Annotated in this window: 20 protein-coding genes, 1 tRNA gene and 1 pseudogene; 8 read left to right on the plus strand and 14 right to left on the minus strand. The window is 58.8% G+C overall.

Going from position 1 to position 20,761, the window contains the following annotated elements:
* Positions 1-359 precede the first annotated feature (359 nt).
* Positions 360-605, minus strand: a pseudogene (locus BLW66_RS18065) (integrase core domain-containing protein); the annotation flags it as partial.
* Between the two features lie 336 nt (positions 606-941).
* Here BLW66_RS18065 and BLW66_RS05825 point away from each other — a divergent pair.
* The 3 genes from BLW66_RS05825 (at position 942) to BLW66_RS05835 (ending at position 3,472) form a co-directional block, all read left to right on the plus strand.
* On the plus strand, positions 942-1,124 hold the full coding sequence (locus tag BLW66_RS05825; RefSeq protein WP_089946005.1) for a hypothetical protein: 183 nt from the start codon (positions 942-944) through the stop codon (positions 1,122-1,124).
* Positions 1,125-1,179: 55 nt separating this feature from the next.
* The gene (locus tag BLW66_RS05830; RefSeq protein ID WP_089946007.1) at positions 1,180-2,451 is read left to right on the plus strand and encodes a DUF6538 domain-containing protein; all 1,272 of its coding nucleotides are present in this window, start codon (positions 1,180-1,182) and stop codon (positions 2,449-2,451) included.
* 352 nt (positions 2,452-2,803) lie between these two features.
* Entirely contained in the window at positions 2,804-3,472 is a 669-nt protein-coding gene (locus BLW66_RS05835) for an outer membrane protein (RefSeq protein ID WP_089946009.1), read from the plus strand.
* A gap of 510 nt (positions 3,473-3,982) precedes the next feature.
* On the opposite strand, the gene BLW66_RS18180 is transcribed toward BLW66_RS05835, so the two are convergent.
* A complete protein-coding gene (locus BLW66_RS18180; protein ID WP_089946011.1) occupies positions 3,983-4,150 on the minus strand; it encodes an HNH endonuclease in 168 nt (55 codons plus the stop codon).
* A 203-nt stretch (positions 4,151-4,353) separates the two neighbouring features.
* Between BLW66_RS18180 and BLW66_RS05845 the strand changes: the two genes are divergently transcribed.
* On the plus strand, positions 4,354-5,868 hold the full coding sequence (locus BLW66_RS05845; protein ID WP_139254528.1) for a primase-helicase family protein: 1,515 nt from the start codon (positions 4,354-4,356) through the stop codon (positions 5,866-5,868).
* Between the two features lie 176 nt (positions 5,869-6,044).
* Positions 6,045-6,254: an HNH endonuclease gene (locus BLW66_RS18270; RefSeq protein WP_089946700.1), complete on the plus strand. Its 210-nt coding sequence runs from the start codon at positions 6,045-6,047 to the stop codon at positions 6,252-6,254.
* 146 nt (positions 6,255-6,400) lie between these two features.
* On the opposite strand, the gene BLW66_RS05855 is transcribed toward BLW66_RS18270, so the two are convergent.
* A tRNA-Gln gene (locus tag BLW66_RS05855) sits at positions 6,401-6,475 on the minus strand.
* A 92-nt stretch (positions 6,476-6,567) separates the two neighbouring features.
* Between BLW66_RS05855 and BLW66_RS05860 the strand changes: the two genes are divergently transcribed.
* Complete coding sequence (locus tag BLW66_RS05860; protein ID WP_089946015.1) at positions 6,568-7,743, plus strand: BaiN/RdsA family NAD(P)/FAD-dependent oxidoreductase; 1,176 nt, start codon at positions 6,568-6,570, stop codon at positions 7,741-7,743.
* A 1-nt stretch (position 7,744) separates the two neighbouring features.
* Here the strand turns inward: BLW66_RS05860 and kdsA are convergent, their stop codons facing one another.
* The 6 genes from kdsA to BLW66_RS05890 all read right to left on the minus strand — a co-directional run bounded on the left by kdsA (position 7,745) and on the right by BLW66_RS05890 (position 13,820).
* Entirely contained in the window at positions 7,745-8,578 is an 834-nt protein-coding gene (kdsA, locus tag BLW66_RS05865; protein WP_089946017.1) for a 3-deoxy-8-phosphooctulonate synthase, read from the minus strand.
* 5 nt (positions 8,579-8,583) lie between these two features.
* Positions 8,584-10,269 carry a KpsE/RkpR family capsule polysaccharide export protein gene (locus tag BLW66_RS05870; RefSeq protein WP_089946019.1) on the minus strand — a complete coding sequence of 562 codons (1,686 nt, stop codon included), beginning with the start codon at positions 10,267-10,269 and terminating at the stop codon, positions 8,584-8,586.
* Positions 10,247-10,906, minus strand: coding sequence for an ABC transporter ATP-binding protein (locus tag BLW66_RS05875; RefSeq protein ID WP_089946021.1), 660 nt, complete (start codon positions 10,904-10,906; stop codon positions 10,247-10,249). The genes BLW66_RS05870 and BLW66_RS05875 overlap by 23 nt, the downstream gene beginning before the upstream one ends.
* 202 nt (positions 10,907-11,108) lie before the next feature.
* The gene (locus BLW66_RS05880) at positions 11,109-12,407 is read right to left on the minus strand and encodes a Na+/H+ antiporter NhaA (protein ID WP_089946023.1); all 1,299 of its coding nucleotides are present in this window, start codon (positions 12,405-12,407) and stop codon (positions 11,109-11,111) included.
* A 65-nt stretch (positions 12,408-12,472) separates the two neighbouring features.
* On the minus strand, positions 12,473-13,495 hold the full coding sequence (locus tag BLW66_RS05885) for a permease (RefSeq protein ID WP_089946025.1): 1,023 nt from the start codon (positions 13,493-13,495) through the stop codon (positions 12,473-12,475).
* Positions 13,488-13,820 (minus strand): ArsR/SmtB family transcription factor, encoded by a 333-nt coding sequence (locus BLW66_RS05890; RefSeq protein WP_089946028.1) that lies wholly within the window; start codon positions 13,818-13,820, stop codon positions 13,488-13,490. Before BLW66_RS05890 ends, BLW66_RS05885 begins: the two co-directional genes overlap by 8 nt.
* A gap of 64 nt (positions 13,821-13,884) precedes the next feature.
* Between BLW66_RS05890 and BLW66_RS05895 the strand changes: the two genes are divergently transcribed.
* On the plus strand, positions 13,885-14,481 hold the full coding sequence (locus tag BLW66_RS05895) for a uracil-DNA glycosylase family protein (protein WP_089946701.1): 597 nt from the start codon (positions 13,885-13,887) through the stop codon (positions 14,479-14,481).
* Positions 14,478-15,257, plus strand: a complete 780-nt coding sequence (locus BLW66_RS05900; RefSeq protein WP_089946030.1) for an SseB family protein — start codon at positions 14,478-14,480, stop codon at positions 15,255-15,257. Before BLW66_RS05895 ends, BLW66_RS05900 begins: the two co-directional genes overlap by 4 nt.
* A gap of 1 nt (position 15,258) precedes the next feature.
* Here BLW66_RS05900 and BLW66_RS05905 read toward each other — a convergent pair whose 3' ends face one another.
* The 5 genes from BLW66_RS05905 to mreC are packed head-to-tail and all read right to left on the minus strand — an operon-like array spanning position 15,259 to position 20,757.
* A complete protein-coding gene (locus BLW66_RS05905; protein WP_170833408.1) occupies positions 15,259-16,218 on the minus strand; it encodes a 2-hydroxyacid dehydrogenase in 960 nt (319 codons plus the stop codon).
* Positions 16,199-17,338 (minus strand): rod shape-determining protein RodA, encoded by a 1,140-nt coding sequence (gene rodA / locus BLW66_RS05910; RefSeq protein WP_089946034.1) that lies wholly within the window; start codon positions 17,336-17,338, stop codon positions 16,199-16,201. Before rodA ends, BLW66_RS05905 begins: the two co-directional genes overlap by 20 nt.
* Positions 17,335-19,278: a penicillin-binding protein 2 gene (mrdA, locus tag BLW66_RS05915; RefSeq protein WP_089946036.1), complete on the minus strand. Its 1,944-nt coding sequence runs from the start codon at positions 19,276-19,278 to the stop codon at positions 17,335-17,337. Before mrdA ends, rodA begins: the two co-directional genes overlap by 4 nt.
* A complete protein-coding gene (locus BLW66_RS05920) occupies positions 19,275-19,874 on the minus strand; it encodes a hypothetical protein (RefSeq protein ID WP_089946038.1) in 600 nt (199 codons plus the stop codon). Before BLW66_RS05920 ends, mrdA begins: the two co-directional genes overlap by 4 nt.
* Positions 19,867-20,757 carry a rod shape-determining protein MreC gene (gene mreC, locus BLW66_RS05925; RefSeq protein ID WP_089946040.1) on the minus strand — a complete coding sequence of 297 codons (891 nt, stop codon included), beginning with the start codon at positions 20,755-20,757 and terminating at the stop codon, positions 19,867-19,869. The genes BLW66_RS05920 and mreC overlap by 8 nt, the downstream gene beginning before the upstream one ends.
* Between the last annotated feature and the right edge of the window lie 4 nt (positions 20,758-20,761).

A 20,761-nucleotide genomic window follows, 5' to 3' on the forward strand; every position in this document is an offset into this window, starting at 1 on the left:
TCCAAGTGGTCTGCTGTTTAGGGTACGATTACCTGACGTTTCCCCCAATGTTCAATTGTTTTCCGTCTCGGATCTTGGCTGCTGCCGCGCTATTGCCCGTTTTAGTGAGATCAAAACGAAGCTGCGTTGATGACACCGAAGGTTCTGTAGCCACCTTGAAAGGTGGACCCGTCAAGAAACGCGGTCTCACCAGAGAAGTCATCCTGCGGTTTCCTGTATTTGGGCTTGGAGGCGAGTATTGATCCAAACTTGACATCTTCTGAAGATGGTAGGCAACTCACGAGGGTAAAAGCCACGTTCAAGAAACCGCTGGAAAATTAAGTTTCTGAGTGCGAGAGAAGGGCTACCCATATCTGGTATCAGATACCATAGTCCCAATACTTGTGCAGTTCAGAACTTGATCCGCCCCACCTAAGGGGCCCGTTTGAATGTTCGTGCATGATTGGCCTAGGTTCCATTGGGATGATGGTTTCGGGAGCCAGTGAGCGGCAACCCAAAGCACTATGAGGTCGTGTGGTGTTGTAGTGTTTCCTCCCTTGTTCGATAAAAATTTAGGCTTCTCGTAGTCTGTAGAAGACCTCCCTGTTCAGTAGTTCGTCGCGAAGATGGTAGGGGATATCTTGGTAATGGGTTCCGCCAATGAAGATGAGCCACAGTCTTTCAGATTTTGCGTCTGAAATATACAATACCGCCTTCGCCGCCAATGTTCGCTTCGGGTATTCCGCCTGCATTTTTGCACCCGCAGCGAATTCACACTTTCCGCCCAACACCTCAAAACCGAGGAACTTCATGCATCTAAAATAGAAGCAATCAATGGAGTAACTCATGCCACTACGACTTCTATTTTCCCTCGCCCGATCGTCCCTGCGCCTTCGCCCCCGGAGCGAACTTGAGGCGGTCTTCGTGCTGCTGATGTTCGCGGCCCGTCACTGGAGAAAGCGATGAAGGGGCTGGAGCCCGGCGTCACCGTGGTTCTTCGGGCCTTCGACGACGTTCCTGAACACCTCTTCCTCGTGCACACCATCGAGGACGACTGCGTAACCGGTGTTGCGCTGACTGGCCCTCTCGCGGGGGCCTACGGCGAACCCCCGTTGGACCTGATCAAGTCGGTCCACCAACCCTAACCATCCCCACAGTCCAACCAACTCAAACTGGAGCACGGCTCCGGAAGGAAGACTCATGTCTAATCGTATTCGCTATGCCTACCTCAAGGGGCACACGTGGCTCTATCGCCGCAACTACCCCGCCGACGTCGCCCTCGTTCTCGGCGTCGCCGCCCTGAAGCAGAGCCTCAAGACCAGTGACCCGAAGATAGCCGGTCTCAGGGCCGCTGAGGTCAACACCCGCTACGAGGCAACTGTGGAGCAGGCCCGCTCGGGGCTGGAGGTGCGCCTCTCTGATCCTGCATGGGCAACCTCCACCACTGACGCTCTCGCCAACCTACGGGCCACTCTGGACGCCTCAGGGGCAGTTGCGTTCCCCGCGCGGGGTAGACAACCGGCTGCTACCGTCTTCGCCCTCTCACGGGCTTACCTGCGGCACCGCGCGGAGGAGTTGCGCCCCGGCGGCTACAAGAGCGTTCGCTACTCGGTCGACCTGTTCAGCACCAAGTTCCCTGATCGCCCGATCAACACCCTGACACGAGAAGACGGGCGGTTGTTCCTCTCACTGCTGCCCCGTCTCTCGCGGTTAATCGGCAAATCCCCCTCTACGCAGGGCAAACCGATGGATGCGCTCCTGGCGTTCTCAACCGATCGCAGGGACTGGATCACGCCGAGAACTCAGAGGCGTATCTGGGGGCAGGTGAACCACTTCCTCGATTGGGCGGTCTACAACGGGCATCTCACTCAGAACCCGTTCCGCACGATCAGGTTCGAGGGCAAGGTCAGACCCGCCCCCTACGCCGTGCCGACCGATGCTGAGGTGAAGGTTCTTCTGCGAGAGGTGAACACCCCGATCCATGACTTACTGAAGCTGTGCCTACTCACGGGGATGCGGTCAGGGGAAGCGACGGGGCTGCTCCGAGAAGACCTTCAGCAGAAGGGCAACCTCGGAACCTTCGCCCACGTCAGACCGAACCGATTGAGGGCGCTAAAGACCGACGCCAGTGAGAGACTCGTACCGCTGCATTCGGAACTGGATCAGGTGCTCAGTCGGTTACCAGCCGAGGGCCCTCTCTTCCCCCATCTCTCGGTGAACCAAGTGACCAAGGCGTTCACTCACCTGAGAGAGAAGCTGGGACTGGAAAGGCCCGGGTTGGTCTTCCACGGCACCCGCAAGTGGTTCATCACGCAGTGCGAGCGAACGGGCGTGCCCGAACACTTTACCGCAAGCCTCGTGGGCCATCAGTCGGCGCGGTCTGAGAACCAGCTGACCTACTCGATCTACTCAGCGGGTATCTCTGACGAGCAGAAGCGGGGCATCGTTGATCAGATACGGTTGCCCGCGTAAGCCAAGCCCTCGGCGGTTCCTCAGGGAGTTGCCGGGGGTGCACTTTGCTTTTTTTATCAAAAGTCAGCAACGCGTACGATGTACGTCCTGGTGCATTTTTGAAAAGTTTCGCCGAGGGGGCAAACAATCTGAAGCAGACCAGCTCGGGCAGGCCTTAACGAACCTTAGATGGCGGCCTTAGGCTCACTCGAAACAGTTTTCTTGATGCGCCTACGATCGGATCACGAGCGCCGCAAATCACTGCATAGGCACGAAGTAGAGACGCCCTGTTCCTGCAAGGCGCGAATTTATATTGATAATTCAAGTTAAAGTGAGCGATAACCTGAGGGTTCACTAGGAGTAAAGTAAAGCAATGGTTTCGATTAAAAACGCGCTTACAGCGGCTTGTTTCATGACAGCTTCCTGCGCAACCGTACAAGTAGCAAACGCACAATCCGCAACCGATTGGTCTGGTTGGTACGTTGGTGGTCAGGTTACCGGTTTGCGAGGAGACGATGACTGGACCTTCGGCAACGGTGCCTCGACAAGCAATGCCCCCTCTGGTGGTTCCGCTGGGGTACACGTGGGCTATAATTGGACGTCTAACGGCTGGGTCTATGGAGCAGAGCTTGAGTATAACACCTCAAATGCAGATGCTGCCGCCAGCTGCCCTAATACTAATTTTAGTTGTTCTACGGAAATTAAGTCCTTTGCGGCAGTAAAAGCTAAGATAGGTAAACCAATCACTAACGGGCTTCTTTACGGGTTTGTGGGCGGCACGGTTGCCGATGTTGGGCACACAACGACGTCTATTGCGACGGGGGCACAATCCGGATCGTCGAAGCAAACCCACGCAGGTTGGATCGCTGGATTAGGCTACGAAGCAATGATCGGTGCCACAGGCTGGTCTTGGCGCGGGGAATACGCCTATAGCGTGTTGGAGGCAGAGACCTTACCGGCCGGGATAATTGGCGGTATCTCGACAACAGATTTCAACTTATCTTATCAGACCCTTAGTCTTGGCGTCTCAAGACGGTTCTAAAGGCGGTCGAAACGGAGAAGCCGTGAGATCGGATACTTCTGCAAGGGTGATAGCAGAAGTATCCGATAGTTGAACAACGGTAATTTGGTCTATCCTGCGCGCCGACAGCAGTTGCCGAGAGCTATCATTGGGGCAGGCATGATAGAGTTCACCTTGTCGCACAGCCATCATTGAGCCACCGTGACAGCCCTCTCGCCCCCGTCGCACCGCCCCCCTTCGCCGCTCTGCTCCTCCGACGACCGAAAGGCACCCGAGCTGCCCCGAGGGCAGTGCCAACCGCCCCAAAAACTGCCCCAGTTGCCCTCACCCGAGAGAAAAGGCCAACGGGTTCATCGGGGCGCAGGGGTTCCTACCATCCCAGCCAACCTCCACTGTTCAGTAGAATAACGGGCCCGCGGGCCACGGGTGTACCTAAAGTGCCCCAAGGAATGCCCCAGCTCGGGCGAGTGCTCCCCCCGCTGTCTGCGGGAGGAACGGGTTTATATAATTTTACTTGGTGAAAGCAGGGCCTCAGCCCCGAAGCAGCAGCGCGAAGTCGACCCCATTCGCTCGAAAGTCACGATCGTCCTCAATGTTTTCCAGCTGCGTCCCGGCGACAAGGTGATCGGGGTTGATGCAGCGGCGATTGTTGCAGCGGTGGCGGACCACTTCTCCGGCTGGGGGTGATCTATTTGACATTGCTACGAATGGGTGAGAGAAGGCGCGCGTTCGGATGGCCTCCGGATGCCGATGCTCACATCGGGATATAAAGAACCGACAGCCTGTGCACGATGAGTGCAAATAGACCTTGAGGCTGACGTACAGCGCAAAAATAGCCGCTTCCAGCGATCCCGGAAATGTTTCTGGGACCAATTTTTTTGCTCAAATGAAGGTCGAAAACTATGAAAAATACCTCACTAAACCCCACTGCTGTGGCGGACCAAGAACGAAATCAGCCCTCTTCCACTGAGGAGAGACGCCCCTCGCAAACCCCTAAAACCAATAAGAAAAAGGAAGAACTCCTATCTCCGGAAATGCTCGCTCATCGAGAAACTCTCTGCAAGGCGGTGTCGAGCTGGTTTGTCAGAAGGGAGAACCGCTATTTCGATGTCGATCGATGGAACACATCTCTTAATTCAACGGATCTTCAGCGTATCTGTATCCTTCGATTTGAAGTGCAATTCCCTGAAATCAAGTTGACCAATGAGCTACTCTCAGCTGTTTTTTCTAAAGCAATTGAGGCGAAGCATACCGATCGCGAACAATCGATCCCCGTTTGGAGTGGTTCACGTGTGTGCAAGCCAGATGTGCAACTGCCATATGTATGGCGCGACGGACTCGTGACCCTTAACACTTGGACAGAACCAGCCTACCGGAGAGCAAATCCGAAAGGAGACGGTTTTGGCATTTGGACTCAGTTTCTTAACAAGGCAATTCCCAGACGCGAAGACCGTGTGATGTTTCTGAACTGGCTCGCGTGGTGCCTGCAGAACGAGGCTGACAAACCAATGTGGGCTCCTTTCTTCTACTCTCGCAGGAAAGGTACAGGGAAGAGTACCCTTTGCCAGATGGTCGTCAAATTGTTTGGGGAGAAGAACTCGAAAACACTGAATAGTGTCGACGGTCTTACCTCAAAGTTCAATTTGCCGATCTTGCTTTCCAAGTTTGTGGTCTGCGAGGAATTGCAACTCCGTCCGGACTCTTCGCAAGGCAATAAGCTGAAAACCTACATGACGGAGAAAGAGACAGCGGCGGAGGCAAAAGGAAAAGACCTAGAAGCCATTTCCCAGTGTTGCTGCTTCATTTTTACTTCGAACCACCTGCCAATCTGGATAGAGGCCGACGAACGCCGCTACTACGTCATCGATTTTGATCACTCTGGTCATGCGTCAGGAGAGGATGCAGAGGAATTCGGCGAACTCGTTGGGCAGCTAAGGGCGTTCATGGAGGATGATGGCAATATTGCAATGCTCTATGAGCGCCTGATGGAACGGAGATTTCCCAACTCATTCAATGCGCTAACCCTTAACGTGTCGCAACTAACGTCTCCGATAATGAAGAAAATTCAAGGAGCTTCACGACAAGTCACTGTTGAGCAACTGGAGGAACTTCTCGCAGCGCGAAAGGTGTTTGCAATATCGCAAGAGGACTTGGTCGGCCTTTGCCATTCAGCTCTGAAGTGCAACCCCAATCAAGTGCGCCACATGATGACTGAGCTCGGCTGGACGCGGTCAAATGTTAAGTGGGGTGGGGTCGATTACGCCCGCTCAATTTGGGTTCATCCAGACTACTACGTGAATGAGGGCAAGGTTACTGGACCGGACGGGGAGTCGAAGAAAATCGAGGGTGAGTTTGATGACATCGAGATCGTAGGAGCTGACACCGATACGTTGCCCACACTTGGAAAGGTTCAATGATGCCCTCTACTGATTTCTTCGAGTATCAATCCCGTTCGCGGGTTTTCTACGACCGTATTCTGGTGGGGTATCACGACGAGGCGCTTAGGTTAGTTGAAAGGCTCCTAAACGACGCCGAAACTGATGCGAATGGGTGCATCGTTGCAGACACTATCCACCCAAAGAAAGTTCGTTTCATGGGATACCAAGATCGAGCCTATCGATTTGTGTTCTACGTAAGAAACCGCAGATCACCCCCAGCCGGAGAAGTGGTCCGCCACCGCTGCAACAATCGCCGCTGCATCAACCCCGATCACCTTGTCGCCGGGACGCAGCTGGAAAACATTGAGGACGATCGTGACTTTCGAGCGAATGGGGTCGACTTCGCGCTGCTGCTTCGGGGCTGAGGCCCTGCTTTCACCAAGTAAAATTATATAAACCCGTTCCTCCCGCAGACAGCGGGGGGAGCACTCGCCCGAGCTGGGGCATTCCTTGGGGCACTTTAGGTACACCCGTGGCCCGCGGGCCCGTTATTCTACTGAACAGTGGAGGTTGGCTGGGATGGTAGGATTCGAACCTACGATCTACTGTACCAAAAACAGTTGCCCTACCGCTAGGCCACATCCCAATACCGAGTTGTGATTTAATGCGCCTTTCCGGATGCTGCAACCCCAAAATCGCGCCTTGTGACAATGAAGAGTGCGGTTTAAGTCCAAGCCCATGGAAGCACAGGTCGTAATCATTGGCGCGGGCGCGGCGGGCATGATGTGCGCGATCGAATCGGCGCGGCGCGGGCGCTCCGTCCTGCTGCTGGATCACGCCAAGTCTGCCGGCGAAAAGATACGCATATCCGGAGGCGGGCGCTGCAATTTTACCAACCTCGACATCCAGCCCGACCGCTTCCTCTCGCAAAACCCCCGCTTCGCGCTCTCGGCACTGAAGCGGTACACCCAGTGGGACTTCATCGCGATGGTCGATGCCGCGGGAATCCCGTGGCACGAAAAGACGCTGGGGCAGTTGTTCTGTGACACTTCCGCGAAAGATATCATCGCGATGCTGGCGGGACACATGCAGGACGCGGGTGTAACCGTAAAACTAGGCACCACGGTCGACGGCGTGACGCGGGCCGCTGGCGGTTACAGCGTCGACACCTCGCTGGGGGCGATCCGTTGCGAGAGCGTCGTGATCGCAACGGGGGGCAAGTCCATCCCCAGGATGGGCGCCACCGGCTTTGGCTATCACGTGGCGGAGAGCTTCGGGCTCCCGATCGTTGAGACGCGGCCAGCGCTTGTGCCGCTCACCTTTGCCGAGCAGGAACTGGCGCAGACCCGTGCGCTTGCTGGCACCTCCGTGCAGGCGAATGTGGCCTGCGACGGGGCGAGCTTTAACGAGGGGCTTTTGTTCACGCACCGCGGTCTGTCCGGCCCGTCGATTTTGCAAATCTCGTCGTACTGGACGGAAGGCCGCACGCTGGCAGTCAACTTGGCCGCGACGCGCGATGTCGCAGCGGAACTGAAATCGCTGCGCGCGGAGGCTGGCCGCATTTCAATCAAGAACGCCTTGGCGCGGATCATCCCTGAAAAGCTTGCAGCTGTGGTCGTCGCAGAAACCGGCCATAGCGGCAATCTGGCTGACCAGAACAACGCGTCCCTAGACGCCCTCGCCGAGCGTGTTCACACTTGGATCATCAAGCCAGTGGGTTCTGAGGGGTACCGCACGGCGGAGGTCACCTTGGGCGGCATCAACACCGACGCTTTGAACGCCAAAACGATGGAGGCAAAAGATGCGCCCGGCCTCTATTTTATCGGTGAAGTCGTCGATGTGACCGGCTGGCTGGGCGGGTACAATTTCCAATGGGCGTGGTCGTCCGGCTGGGCTGCCGGACAAGTCGCTTAGCCTAAACGCGGCAGGGGTTGGCCTTGGCCAGTGCGTCAAACTCCATCAGGCTCTTCATGAGGTCCGGCATCTGATGCAGCGGAATCATGTTCGGCCCGTCAGACGGTGCGCGGTCGGGTTCTTCATGCGTCTCGATAAACACGCCAGCAATGCCCAGCGATACCGCAGCACGCGCCATCACCGGCGCAAATTCGCGTTGCCCACCGGAGGAGCCGCCCTGCCCGCCTGGCTGCTGCACGGAATGGGTTGCGTCCATGATCACCGGATAGCCGGTTTTCGCCATCGTCGGCAGCGACCGGAAGTCGGCAACCAGTGTGTTATAGCCGAAGGACGCGCCGCGCTCCGTCAGCATGATGTTTTCGTTGCCCGTGCTTTCCACTTTGGAAATCACGTTCGGCATGTCCCATGGCGCCAGAAACTGCCCCTTCTTGATGTTCACCACAGCGCCTGTTTCACCCGCCGCGACCAGCAGGTCGGTTTGACGGCTCAGGAACGCGGGAATTTGAATGACATCAACCGCGTTCGCGACGGCGGCGCAGTGATCAGGTGAATGAACGTCTGTCAGTGTCGGGCAGCCAATTTCGGCGCGCACCTCGTCCATAATGCGCAAGCCCTCGTCCAGCCCCAAACCGCGCATACCGGACACCGACGTCCGGTTGGCCTTATCGTAGCTGGCTTTAAACACGTAGCCCGCCCCTGCATCCGCGCAGGCCTTGGCCATCGCTTCCGCGATCATCAATGCGTGGTCCAGACTTTCCAACTGGCAGGGCCCCGCGATCACGGTCAGGGGCAAGTCGTTGCTGCACTTGAGCGCGCCGATATTGATAGTTTTCATGGGATTTACACCTGTTCACGAAGGATGGAAGCGGTCAGCGAGACCATCAGATAAATGCCCGCAAAGATCAAGAACGCCAAGATCGTATTCTCAAAGGCACGCGGGTATGTCGGCTCGTCGGGGGCCACCGGGCTCACGCCGACCGACAGGTAGCGCACTTGCCGGTTGGCCTCCAGACGGGCGGCCTCAAACTGGGCTTCTGCTGCGGCGAGGAACTCTTGACGCATCGCCAAATCGCCCTGCGCCACCATTAATTCGCCCGAAATCCGCGCCAACGATCCGGTGTTCGCGTTGCTCTCTGTCAACTGGCCACGGTACTCCGCGATCAGTTTTTGAAGCTCCGCGATTTTGTTTTCCTCAGCGCTCACCTTGGCTTGGTTGGGGCGCGCGTTCGCCAGATATTGTTGCAGTGAAATGCGTGATGTCAGCAACTCACTCTCAAGCTGGGTGATCTGGCCAAAGATGGCCTGCACTTCGCTCTCCGGACTTAGAACGCCCAGCTTTTCCTGCAGCTCCACGATGCGGTCTTGCGCAGCGCGCATCTTGGCCTCGGCCTCGATACGGCTGTCAGCGGCCCCCTGCATCTGATCCCCGCGCAAACGCGATGTCAGCTCATCCACGCGTTCTTCCGCGTAGGTAATCAGCTTCTTGGAGAACGCGGCGGAGGTCTCTGGATCAGCGGCGCTCACCTCCATTTTGATCACGCCCTCGGCGGGATCATAGCCAATTTTGACGTGCTTTTTATAAAGCGAGTATGCCGCCTCATTGGTGCTGTCCATTTCGATGCGTTGCAGCGCGTCGACGTTTTCTTGGGAGAAATGGGTCTTGAACCCCTCATCCTCGTTCAGGCGCAGCATCGCGTCGCGGGACTGTAAATACCCCTGCACGGTGATACTGTCCTGCGATGTCGCAAGCCCTGTGCCCGAGAACAAACCGCCAAGCTGGCCAGCTGATGACGGCTCTGCTGTCTGGATAATGAACTCTGACTTGGTGGCATACATCGGCGTCGCCACGGCGTAGTAATAGTAACCCGCAACAAAGGTCGGGAGCATGACAAACACCATCATCCGGATTGCCAGCAGGCTGGCGCGGCGGCGGCGGCGGCGTGCGATGTCGCGCTGAATGGCCATGATATCCGTCGCGCGGCGATCCTCGGTGATCACCTCGGTCGACGGCAACGACGGCTTGGACACAACGGTCGACGGCAACTGATCCTTGGACGGCGCTTCGGACGCATCCTCTGGGCCATCGCGCATCACCAGTTCAAGCATGTTGGAGCGCTTGAACGGGTCAATTCCCTTCTCGCGCAGAAGGCGAACCGCGTCGTAGTCCGACACCGGCGCCAAACCCTGCTTTTGCGCCACACGGCGGGCCATGCGCAGTTGACGTCCCGTCAAACCCTCGCGGCGAATGGCGTCAATCATGTCAGCGGGGCTTTGCGGGGCCGCAGGTGTCTGCGCCTCAACCTCGGCGGGCTTCGCCTCGGGCTTGGGGCGGAAGTCCTGCTTGCCGAAACCATCATCGGTCGAGGACGCGAACATCATCGGCTCTGTCTGCAACAGCTCCGTCACAGCGGCTTTGGTGGCGTCGGGCGTCTCCACATTTTGCGCGGGCGCGGGCTTAGGCGCCGCTGCCGACTGACCTTCACTCCGCCGCAGACGATACTTTTTAGCTTTGGGTTTCGTAATCATACAGTCGCTTCGCTTCTTCCAATGTGTCGAACATGACCAGCTTGCCCTTGCTCAGGACGGCGGCAGATCGACAGAATTTCTCCAGCGTTTCAGCTTGGTGCGATACCACAATTACGGTGGCTTTCTTCAAACGGTCCTTCAGGATGGAGCCCGCCTTGCGGTTGAACTCAACGTCCGTCGTCGCAGGCATCCCCTCGTCGATCAGGTAGATATCAAACTCCAGCGCCAACATCAGCGCAAAGGTAAACCGCGCCTTCATCCCTTGGCTATAGGTGCCGACAGGCATGTCGAAGTATTCCTCTAGCCCGCACAGATATCGGCAAAAGGCCTCGATGTAGTCCGGATCAAGCGAATACAGTTTGGCAATGTAGCGGGCATTTTCGCGGGCAGTGTGCTTGGGAACCACGCCCCCCATGAACCCCAACGGAAACGAGATGCGCGAGGTGCGGATGATCTCGCCCTCGTCAGGCTTCTCCAGCCCCGCCATCATGTTGATAATGGTCGTCTTACCCGTGCCATTGGGCGCCAAGATGCCGATAGAGTGTCCCACATCCACGCGGAAAGAGGCGCGATCAAGGATCACCTTGCGCTGCGTGCCGGTCCAGAAGGACTTGCTGACCTCTTGAAACTCAATCATCTCTGGGGAATCCCCCTACCTCATCTAGCCCACATGTCGCCTGCGGATCATTGGGGGCATTCTAGGCACCCTTTAAGGCCGCATTATGTCTGATTGGGGGCCTCTTGTTCAACGCTTTATAAGTGAACACCCCACGAATGGGCGCGAGACGGCACATTTGGGCGCGCCGTCTTGCCAAACAATCACACTCTGCGGCGATCAATCAGCCGTTTTGCTTCACCACGCGGAACAGCTTGCCCGCCATGATGGACACCCCAGCCGCGGCAAAGGAGAACAGCGCACCCATCTTGGCCGCCTCCTGCACAGGCCCCGTCTCAAACGCCACAGATGCCACGAACAGCGACACGGTAAAGCCAATCGCCGCCACACAGCCGATCACCACAAGGTCCACAATCCGCATCCCCTTAGGCAGACCCAACCCCAATGGACGCGCCGCAACCCAGCCGAACAGCAAAATGCCAAACGGCTTGCCGATCATAAGTCCCGCCAGCACCAGCCACGTCGCATCCCCGATTGAGCTGAACTCCACCCCCGCATTCAGCAGCCCGAAGAAGAACAAGATGATCTCCACCGGATGCTTCAACGCATGCTCGAATTGGTTCAGCAGGTCGGTCAGGTACTGCTCCGCCTCGGAAAAAATCCCGAACGCGCGGTCCGCGTGTGGGATCGTCGGCACGATTGGCAGCAGCCCCAACGCAGGATGCAGCCCGCTTTGCGCGAAGCCGTACCAGCTCAAACACGCCGCAATCAGATAGGGCACGAAATGCAGCTTCCGGCGCACGAATGTCGACACGGGGCGGTCTTGGTTACCACGATCCAGCTTGCGCGGCAGCCAGTTGGCTAACAAAAACACACCGACAGCCGCCACAAACGACAGCAGCAACCACTCCGGCGCCAGATCGCCCGACGGGTAGAAAATCGCCAAGATCACAAGCCCCGCCGCGTCATCGGCAATCGCCAGCAACAACAAAAACCGCACCGCAGGATGGCCCGCGCCAAACACCAAACGGCCAACAAGGTAGCTGAACGCAATATCCGTAGCAGTGGGGATCGCCCAACCATTGGCAACGGCGTTGTAGGTGTCGGACCCCATGAAGTAAGCCAGCCCAAGGTACACGGCAATCGGTCCGAACATGCCACCTGCTGTTGCAAACAACGGCGTCGCGGCCTTCTTGCCGCGCAAAGCGCCGTTTTTGAGGATCACTGCCTCCCACACTTCCTTCGCAGCAATCGCGAAAAACAGCGCCATCAGCACGTCGTTAACAAGGTAATGCAGGCTCAACACCCGCGTGATGTCGCCCACCTCATAGGCCTCATACCCCGCGCCGTAGGACTTCGCCCAATAGGAGAAATCGACGCCGATCAGGTCGTTGAACCACAAGGGGTGCTCAACGAAATGGTGGTAGGCCTGCGGGTCGGTGTTGGCCCAGATCAGCGCGATCACAGCGCCGATAATAAGCAACAGCGAGTAGTTGGTGACGAAATTCCAGACGCGATACATGTCGCTCCCCCGTGCATAGCCTGTTGGCTCGGAGGTAAACCAATCGCTACCGCAGGGCAATCAGCTCAAGCAACCACGTTCCAGATCAGGCCAGCCGTGACGCTGCCAATGAAGGCAAACCCAAGGTACGCTGCAAATATCCGTGGCTTCACCAAAGCCCAGACCGCGATGGCCGCTGGGATACAACTCACCCCGCCCGCCAACATAAACGACATCGCCGCGCCGTTGCTCATCCCTTGGGTCAGAAGCGCGTCCACCAGTGGCACCGCGGCATAGCCGTTCAGGTAGGCAGGGGCCCCGACCAACGCACCGATAAACACCGGCCCGATGCCCGACCCGCCCAGCACAGACGACACCATGCTTGCAGGGACATAGAGCAGCATCAAGTTTTCTAGTAGATACGCAAGGAACAGCCACTTGGCGAGGAACGCCAGATTGTCCAGTGCCGCCGACTTGAACACCTCAACCCGCGCTGGTTCGTTCCAGAAACGCCAGTTTGGCGTGCCTTTAAACGGGGAGCCACAGCCGCACCCGCCCTTGGTCACCGCGCGCAACGGGTCGGCAAATAGCGCGGTCTTGGCCAATGTCATCGTGGCAAAGCCGCCAAACATCCCCAGTCCGACCGCCGCCAATGTCTTGGCAACCGCGAACTCGAACCCCAGCGTGCCGGAGGTGATCAAAAACATCGCCGGATCCATCAACGGTGACGCCAGCCAGAACGCCATGACCGCCGAAAGCGGCACGCCCGCAACCAGCAATGCAGCAATAAAGGGGATCACCTCACAGGAACAAAACGGGGCTAATCCACCAAGGGCCGCTGCCAAGAAGATCATGCGGGATTCGCGTCCTTTGAACGCTTCCGCCACAACGGCCTCTGCGCCCGTGGCCTTGAGATAGCCAATTGCCAGAACCGCAAACCCGATAAAGATCGCCGTATGCGCCATCGCCTCCAATGTGCCGGTCAGCACCGGCAGCGCTTGTGCGCGGTCCAAGACGAACACCAACGCCAATATGACAGCACTCGCCACCCAGACTTTGGGCAATCTGCTCCAGAAGGCAGGTGTGGGGGATTGGGTCAAGTCAGCCATGTTCATGGTCCTCAAGATCGGCGCAGCATTCCGCCAGTAAAAAGTCGTTCAGACGTTTAAAGGTCGCGTAGTCCGCCATCGCGCAGATGATGGAGCGCCCTTGTTTGGTTTGCTTGATCAGCCCCGCCTGCGCCAAAATCTTCAGATGATGCGTCAGGTTCGCGCCGCTTAGGCCGGTCGCGGCGCCAAGCATTCCGATGTTCATGCCCTTGTCGCCCGCGCGGGTCAGCGTGCGCAGCAACGACAGGCGTTGTTCCGATCCGAGGGCAGCATAGGCGCTTGCGGCTTGGACAAGGGATAGGGTTGGGTCATCAAATGCTTTCATGATTCTATATTTATAGAAATATAAAATATTCGCAATTGTTTTCTGCGCCCTTATGATCGGCCCTATGCAAATCACGTCCCTCAAACATGACCTAGCAAACTGCCAGTTGTGTAAAACACGCTTCAAGGAAACCCACACCGGACACGCGCCGCGCCCCGTCGTTTGGTTCAACAAGTCGGCCCGCGTGCTTATCGCGGGGCAAGCCCCCGGTGCGCGCGTCCATGAAAGTGGCAAACCGTTCACCGATCCCTCCGGTGACCGCCTGCGCGACTGGATGGGCGTGGATGACACAACATTCTACGACCAATCCCACGTCGCGATCTTGCCCATGGCGTTCTGCTTTCCCGGCTATAACGCCAAAGGCTCGGACCTGCCGCCCCCGCCCATATGCGCCAAAACATGGCGCGCACCGATCCTTGAACAGCTGCCCGACATCCGCCTGACGCTGCTCATCGGGGGCTATGCGCAAAAGTACCATCTGGGCAAGACTGCGCCCAATGTAACGGACACGGTCGCAGCTTGGCGCAACTATGCGCCCGCCATTATCCCCTTGCCGCATCCGTCGTGGCGCAATACCGGATGGGTCAAACGCAACCCGTGGTTCGAGACAGACCTGCTCCCCGCCCTCAAATCACGCGTGAAAGAGGCCCTTGCCCCATGAACACACCGCTAGATCAGGCCCACGCGGCCATGGACGCCGCCCCTGAAGACGACACCGCACGTCTGCGCTTTTACGAACGCATGGGCGACTCCGAAATGTTCGTGTTGCTGGAGGCGGAGCCGGACGGCGATCAGATTTCACCGCAAGTGTTCGAGGTAGAGGACGCATCCTACATCCTCGCCTTCGATCGGGAGCAACGACTCGCCGAATTCGCAGAAGGCACCGCCCCCTACGTTGGCCTATCCGGTCGGGCTTTGGCACAAATGCTCAGCGGTCAAGGTCTGGGGTTGGGCGTAAATCTCGGCGTCGCACCCTCCTCCATTCTGCTCCCGCCCACCGCAGTGGACTGGTTGCACGAAACTCTGTCCCACGCCCCTTCTGAGGCCGCAGAAACACCCACCGAAATCAGCCCGCCAAAAGGCCTGCCCGACAGTTTGGTGACCGCCATCGACATGAAGCTGGCCACCGCCGCGGGGCTGGCGCAATGCGCTTATCTTGCGGGTGTTCGCTATGCCAGCGGCCAGCGGTCACACATTCTGGCTTTCGTCGGCGCAGAGCCGGGCGCACAGACAGCCTTGGCCCGCGCCGCGAATGAAGCTCTGGTTTTTTCCGGCATTGAGGCAGGCGCATTGGACGTCGCCTTCTTCGACGCCAGCCATGCAATTGTCGGCGCGCTAGAGGCGCAAGCCCTGCGCTTCGACCTGCCGCAACCGATCCAACCGACAGAGCGTCCTGCGCCCGGAAGCGACCCGTCAAAGCCGCCAAAACTGATCTAGCTTAATAGCCCGCAGCGCGGTCCACGACATGAACAAACGGCTGCCCTGCCTCGCCCAAAACGATGTTTTCGGCGATCACTTCGGATGCGGTGGTGGCCTTGGTTTCAGCCGCGATGTGCGGCGTCACCGTCACCTTAGGGTGCGCCCAGAACGGGTGATCTTCGGGCAACGGCTCCACGCGAAACACATCTAGCGTCGCGTGTGCCAGCTGCCCGCCGTCCAGCGCCGCAATCAATGCCGCGTCGTCGATCAACGGCCCACGACCGGGGTTCACCACAAAGCCGCCGCGCCGCATCAACGCCATACGCTCCGCGTTCAACACGTTCTCCGTTGCCGCAGTGTCCGGCAGCAAAAGCGCAACCATATCGGCATCGCGCAACGCATCTTTCAGCCCGTCTTCGCCGTGGTGGCACGTCACGCCGTCCACCGTCTTGGGGCCACGCGCCCATCCGTGAACGTCGAAGTTCAACCGCGCCAGCGCTTGCGCGCAACCAGCACCCAACACGCCCAGCCCCAGCACACAAACCTTGCGGTCCCGCGCAAGCGGCGCGGCAGTCCCCGCCCGCCAAACGCCGTCTTGTCCCGCCACAAACCGGTCCATGTCCAAATGATAGCGCAGCACATGCCCCGTGACCCATTCCACCATGCTTTCCGTTAGCCCGTGATCCACCATCCGGCACAGCGGCGCTGTCAGCGTCGGGTTGTGCACCATCGTCTCCACACCAGCCCAGAGGCTCAAAACCGCCTTTAACTTGGTGAAGGGGGTGAAATCCGTCACCGGACCGTTGGGCGCGTAAACGATGTAGTCCACGTCGGCTGGGGCGATATCCGTGCTCAGCACCGCGTCGATACCAGCCTTGGCAAACGCGCTGCGCAATGGGGCTTCATATTCAGCCCAGCTTTTGGGTTGGGCCGCGAAAAGTACGTTCAGGGTCAAATCTCTACCTCGGTCTGTGGACATGGGCGCTTTGCATCAGCCCGAACGCCAGCAAAAGCACAATCATGGCAGAGCCGCCATAGCTCACCATCGGAAGCGGCACACCCACCACGGGGGCAAGCCCCATGACCATCGACATGTTCACCGCGAAAAACAGGAAAAATGTCAGCCCGATCCCCATGGTCAGCAAAGACGCGAAGCGGTCCTTGTTGCTCAACCCCGACACGACACAGAACACCAACACCATGACATAAAGGCTCAGCAAGGAAATCCCGCCGATGAAGCCGAACTCCTCCGCCAGCGTGGTGAAAATAAAGTCGGTGTGTTTCTCCGGCAGGAAGTTCAACCGGCTCTGCGTGCCTTGCATATAGCCCCGCCCAGTCCAGCCACCGGACCCCAACGCAATCTTCGATTGGGTGATGTGGTAGCCCGCGCCCAAAGGGTCCGATGCGGGGTCAATAAACGTATCAATCCGGCGGTACTGGTAATCCTTTAGCAACTGCCACTCGGTGCCGCGGCTCTTGAACACAGCGCTGACCAGCCCCGCGCCCGCGCCGATCACCGCCGCAAAATACGCCCAGTGAACACCGGCCAAAAACATCACACCGCCGCCGCCAAACGCCAGCAGCAGGGACGTGCCCAGGTCCGGCTGGCGCAGCGTCAAATACATCGGCAACGCGATAATCACGACGGGGATAAGAACCCAAATCGGTCGCGAGATTCGCTTTACGCCGACCCAATCGTAATATGCCGCAAGAAACATGATCAGCGTGATCTTGGTCAGCTCTGACGGCTGCAAACGCATAAAGCCCAGATCAATCCACCGCTGCGCCCCCATACCGGTGGAGCCGAAAAACTCCACCGCAAGCAGCAGCAATACGGACAGCGCATAGGCCACCCCCGCAACGTTGCGCAAAAACCAAACCGGTATCATCGCCACGCACAGCATCAAGAACACGCCAATCGCAAACCGCTTCATCTGCGGCTCCGCCCACGGCGTCATCGACCCGCCAGCGACGGAATACAGCATCAAGAATCCGACGCTCGCAATCGCTGTCAACAACACCACAATTGGCCAGTTCAGGTACAGCACCTTGGACAATCCGCTGGGCACGGATTTTACGTTGTATTCCAGATAGCTCATGCCTGAGAGTCCGGCGCTTCTGGCTGATCAGGGTCCCACAGCTTCAACTTCTTAAGCGATGAGCTGATGCGCCCACGCTGCGAACTCGGGTAGGCGGACAATGGCGGCACGCCGTCCGTTTGGGCTGCCAGCATAATGTCGCGCGCAATCGGGGCCGCCGCGGTGGAGCCGCCGCCGCCATGCTCCACCACGACCGCCACCGCATATTTGGGGGCGTCGGAGGGGGCAAACCCGACATAGAGCGCGTGGTCGCGACGCTCCCATGGCAGATCAGCGTTTCGGAACACGCCGCGCGCGCGCTCCGCCTTGGAGATGTTGCGCACTTGGCTGGTGCCAGTCTTGCCCGACATCCGCAGTTCCTTGTCCACGATCCGCGTGGCTGCGCCCGTGCCGCCGGTCTCATTGGCCACAGCGAACATCCCGCCGCGCACTTGGCGTAGCATCTCTTCGTCGATGCCCAACGGCTCCCCGCCGCCCTCCGGCGTCTCGACGCCGTCTACCGATTTCACCAGTCGTGGCGATACTGCACGGCCCGTCGCAATCCGCGCCGTCATCACCGCCAGTTGCAGCGGCGACGCAAGCACGAACCCTTGCCCGATAGATGCGTTCAAGCTGTCGCCGATCACCCAATCGTTGCCACGGTTTTCCTTCTTCCACGCCTTGGTCGGCATCAGGCCACCCGCCACAGCGGACATCGGCACGTCGTGCCGCTCCCCCAAGCCAAGCCTGCGCGCCATGGCCGAAATCTTCTCGACGCCCACGCGCTGTGCCAGATCGTAGTAGTACACGTCGCACGACTGCTTCAGCGAGTTGCGCAGGTTCACCTTACCGTGCCCGCCACGTTTCCAGCAGTGGAACCGACGGCTCGCGACCTCTGTGTATCCGCCGCAGTAAACAGTTTCATCCGGCGTGATCTCCCCCGCCTCCAGCGCGGCCAAGGCCGTCACCATTTTGAAGGTGGAGCCCGGCGGGTAGGTGCCCTGCACCGCCTTGTTGGCCAACGGGCGGTACTTGTTGCCCGTCAGGTCGCCGTAATCCTTCACAGAAATCCCGCGCACGAACATGTTCGGGTCAAACGCGGGGGCGGAGCCGATCGACACCAGATCGCCCGTGCGCACGTCAATCACCACCGCCGCCGCACTTTCGCCAGCCAAACGTGCCTGCACGAAATTCTGCAACCGCGTGTCGATGGTCAGTTGCACGTTCGCGCCTTTTTGGCTTTCATCACGCCCAAGCTCGCGCATGACGCGGCCAATGGCGTTCACCTCAACCCGCTTGGTCCCCGCCTTCCCGCGCAACTGCCGTTCCAACTTATTCTCGGAGCCAGTCTTGCCGATTTGAAACTTCGGGATCAGCAGCAGCGGGTCTTTGTCGTCGATACGGCTCAGGTCATAGTCGCTGACCGGCCCGACGTAGCCCACGATATGCGCGTAATCAGCGCCGCGCGGGTAGCTGCGGCTCAACCCCACCTCGGGCGAAATTCCCGGCAACGCGGGCGCGTTCACCGCAACTTGGCTCAGATCTTCCCACGACAACCGATCCGCGATCGTAACCGGCACCAGCCGTGAGCGCTTGCGCAGTTCTTCGCGGGCGTGGTCCAAGTCCTCATCCGTCATCGGGATCAGGCGGGAGATGGCGCGCAGCACCTCTTCGGGGTCATCCACTTCGTCGCGGACCATCGTCACGCGGTAGTTCTGTTCATTGCCCGCAATCAGCAGCCCGTTGCGGTCAAATATCTGCCCACGCGCGGGCGGCAGCAGACGAATGTTGATCCGGTTTTCCTCGGCCAGCAGGCGAAACTGGTCCGCTTGGTCCACCTGCAAATGCCGCATACGCAGCCCCAACACAGCCGCAAACGCCGCCATGCCGCCACCCAGCACCAGCCCCCGACGGCTGATAATTGCTGCACTTTCTTCGGTGTCTTTGGGGGAGCGCCTCATCCGATAACTCCGTCGCTGTCCAACTCGCGAACGCCAGCACGCCGCACCCGCAATATAAAGTGCGTGAACGCAATAACCAACGGGTAGGCCAGCGCGGTGGTCAAAATGTGAAGGACGCTGGACAAGAAACTTGGCTGTGGCACCGCAAAAATCAGCTGCGCCAGCCCGTTGGCAAACACGGCCGCCGTGAACGTGCCCACGACCAGCGCGATTTCCAACGGCACCGACACCTCGTTGCTGGCGTTGGTTTGACGGCGCAAAAACTCGAACCCGATCAAGGAGATCGCAGGCCACAGCCCCAAGGGCCGCAAGAACAGGATGTCCGCCAAAAGCTGTACCACCACGATCAACGCCACAGGCGCCCAACGTGGGCGGCGCATCAAATAGGCAGCGGTCAGGCAAAACAGCAGGTCAGGGCCGGGCAGGCTGAAATACGCGCCGCCCACTTGCACCGCGCGCCCCGTCTCGGGGTCCAGCAACTTGATCGCCGCAGGGGCCGTGTTCAACGGCAGCAACTGGCTAAAAATGATGAGGGCGCAGACGACCAGAAACAAAACGCGGTTTTGAAAGCGCCGCCATGTGATCGGGTCAATCATTAACATCCTCCACGGCGGCGGTCTCGTCCGCCGCGATCAACCCGCCGGAGGAGCTGATCACCCCAGAATGCGGCGTTCGCAAGACCCGCAAGAACTCCAGCCGTCCGTAATCCGCCGCCAGCTTCACCCGTAAGCGCCGGTCCGGCCCCAGCGCGATCTGCCCGACAAGCACATCCGCCGGAAACACCTTGCCGTCCCCCGACGTCACCACACGGTCGCCCGGGCGCACGTCTTCGATGTTCTCGACAATGTCAACCGGCGGCGCCAACGTGTTGTCCCCGACCAGCAGGGCCTTCTGCCCAGAAGGCTGGATCGTCACCGGAACGCGGCTGCTTGTATCGGTCAGCAAAATAACGCGCGATGTCTTGTCGCCCACGCCCGCGATGCGGCCCACCAGTCCCAAGCCGTCCATCGTGGCCCAGCCGTCTTGAATGCCATCACGCGCCCCCACGTTCAGCAAAACCGACCGCCGGAACGGCGATCCGTTATCCGTCAGCACCACCCCTGTCACAAACGTCAGCTGCGCGTTCAACCGCACTTTGTTCAGGTCCAGAAGTCGTGCGTTTTCCTGCTCAAGCTGAATGGCAGCTTCGCGCCATGACTTCATCTGCTGCAACTCGCGGCGCAATTCTTGGTTCTGCTCGTAAATGCGGGCGTAGGACTGGAAGTCGTCGAACATGCGGCTCACCCGCGTGACGGGCACCAAGGCCCAGTCAAAAGATGGCACCACCTTGTCCACCAGATTGGAGCGGAACCGCTCCATACGCGGGTTATCAATGCGCCAAAGCCCGAAGATCGCCAGCAAGACAACGACCAACACCCCGATCAGAACGCGTCTGACGGGGCGGGCGTATTCTTCTTGTCCGCGTCGATCAATCGCCATGGGT

Origin of the sequence: Litoreibacter albidus (assembly GCF_900107015.1) — a bacterium.
GTDB classification, from domain to species: Bacteria; Pseudomonadota; Alphaproteobacteria; order Rhodobacterales; family Rhodobacteraceae; genus Litoreibacter; species Litoreibacter albidus.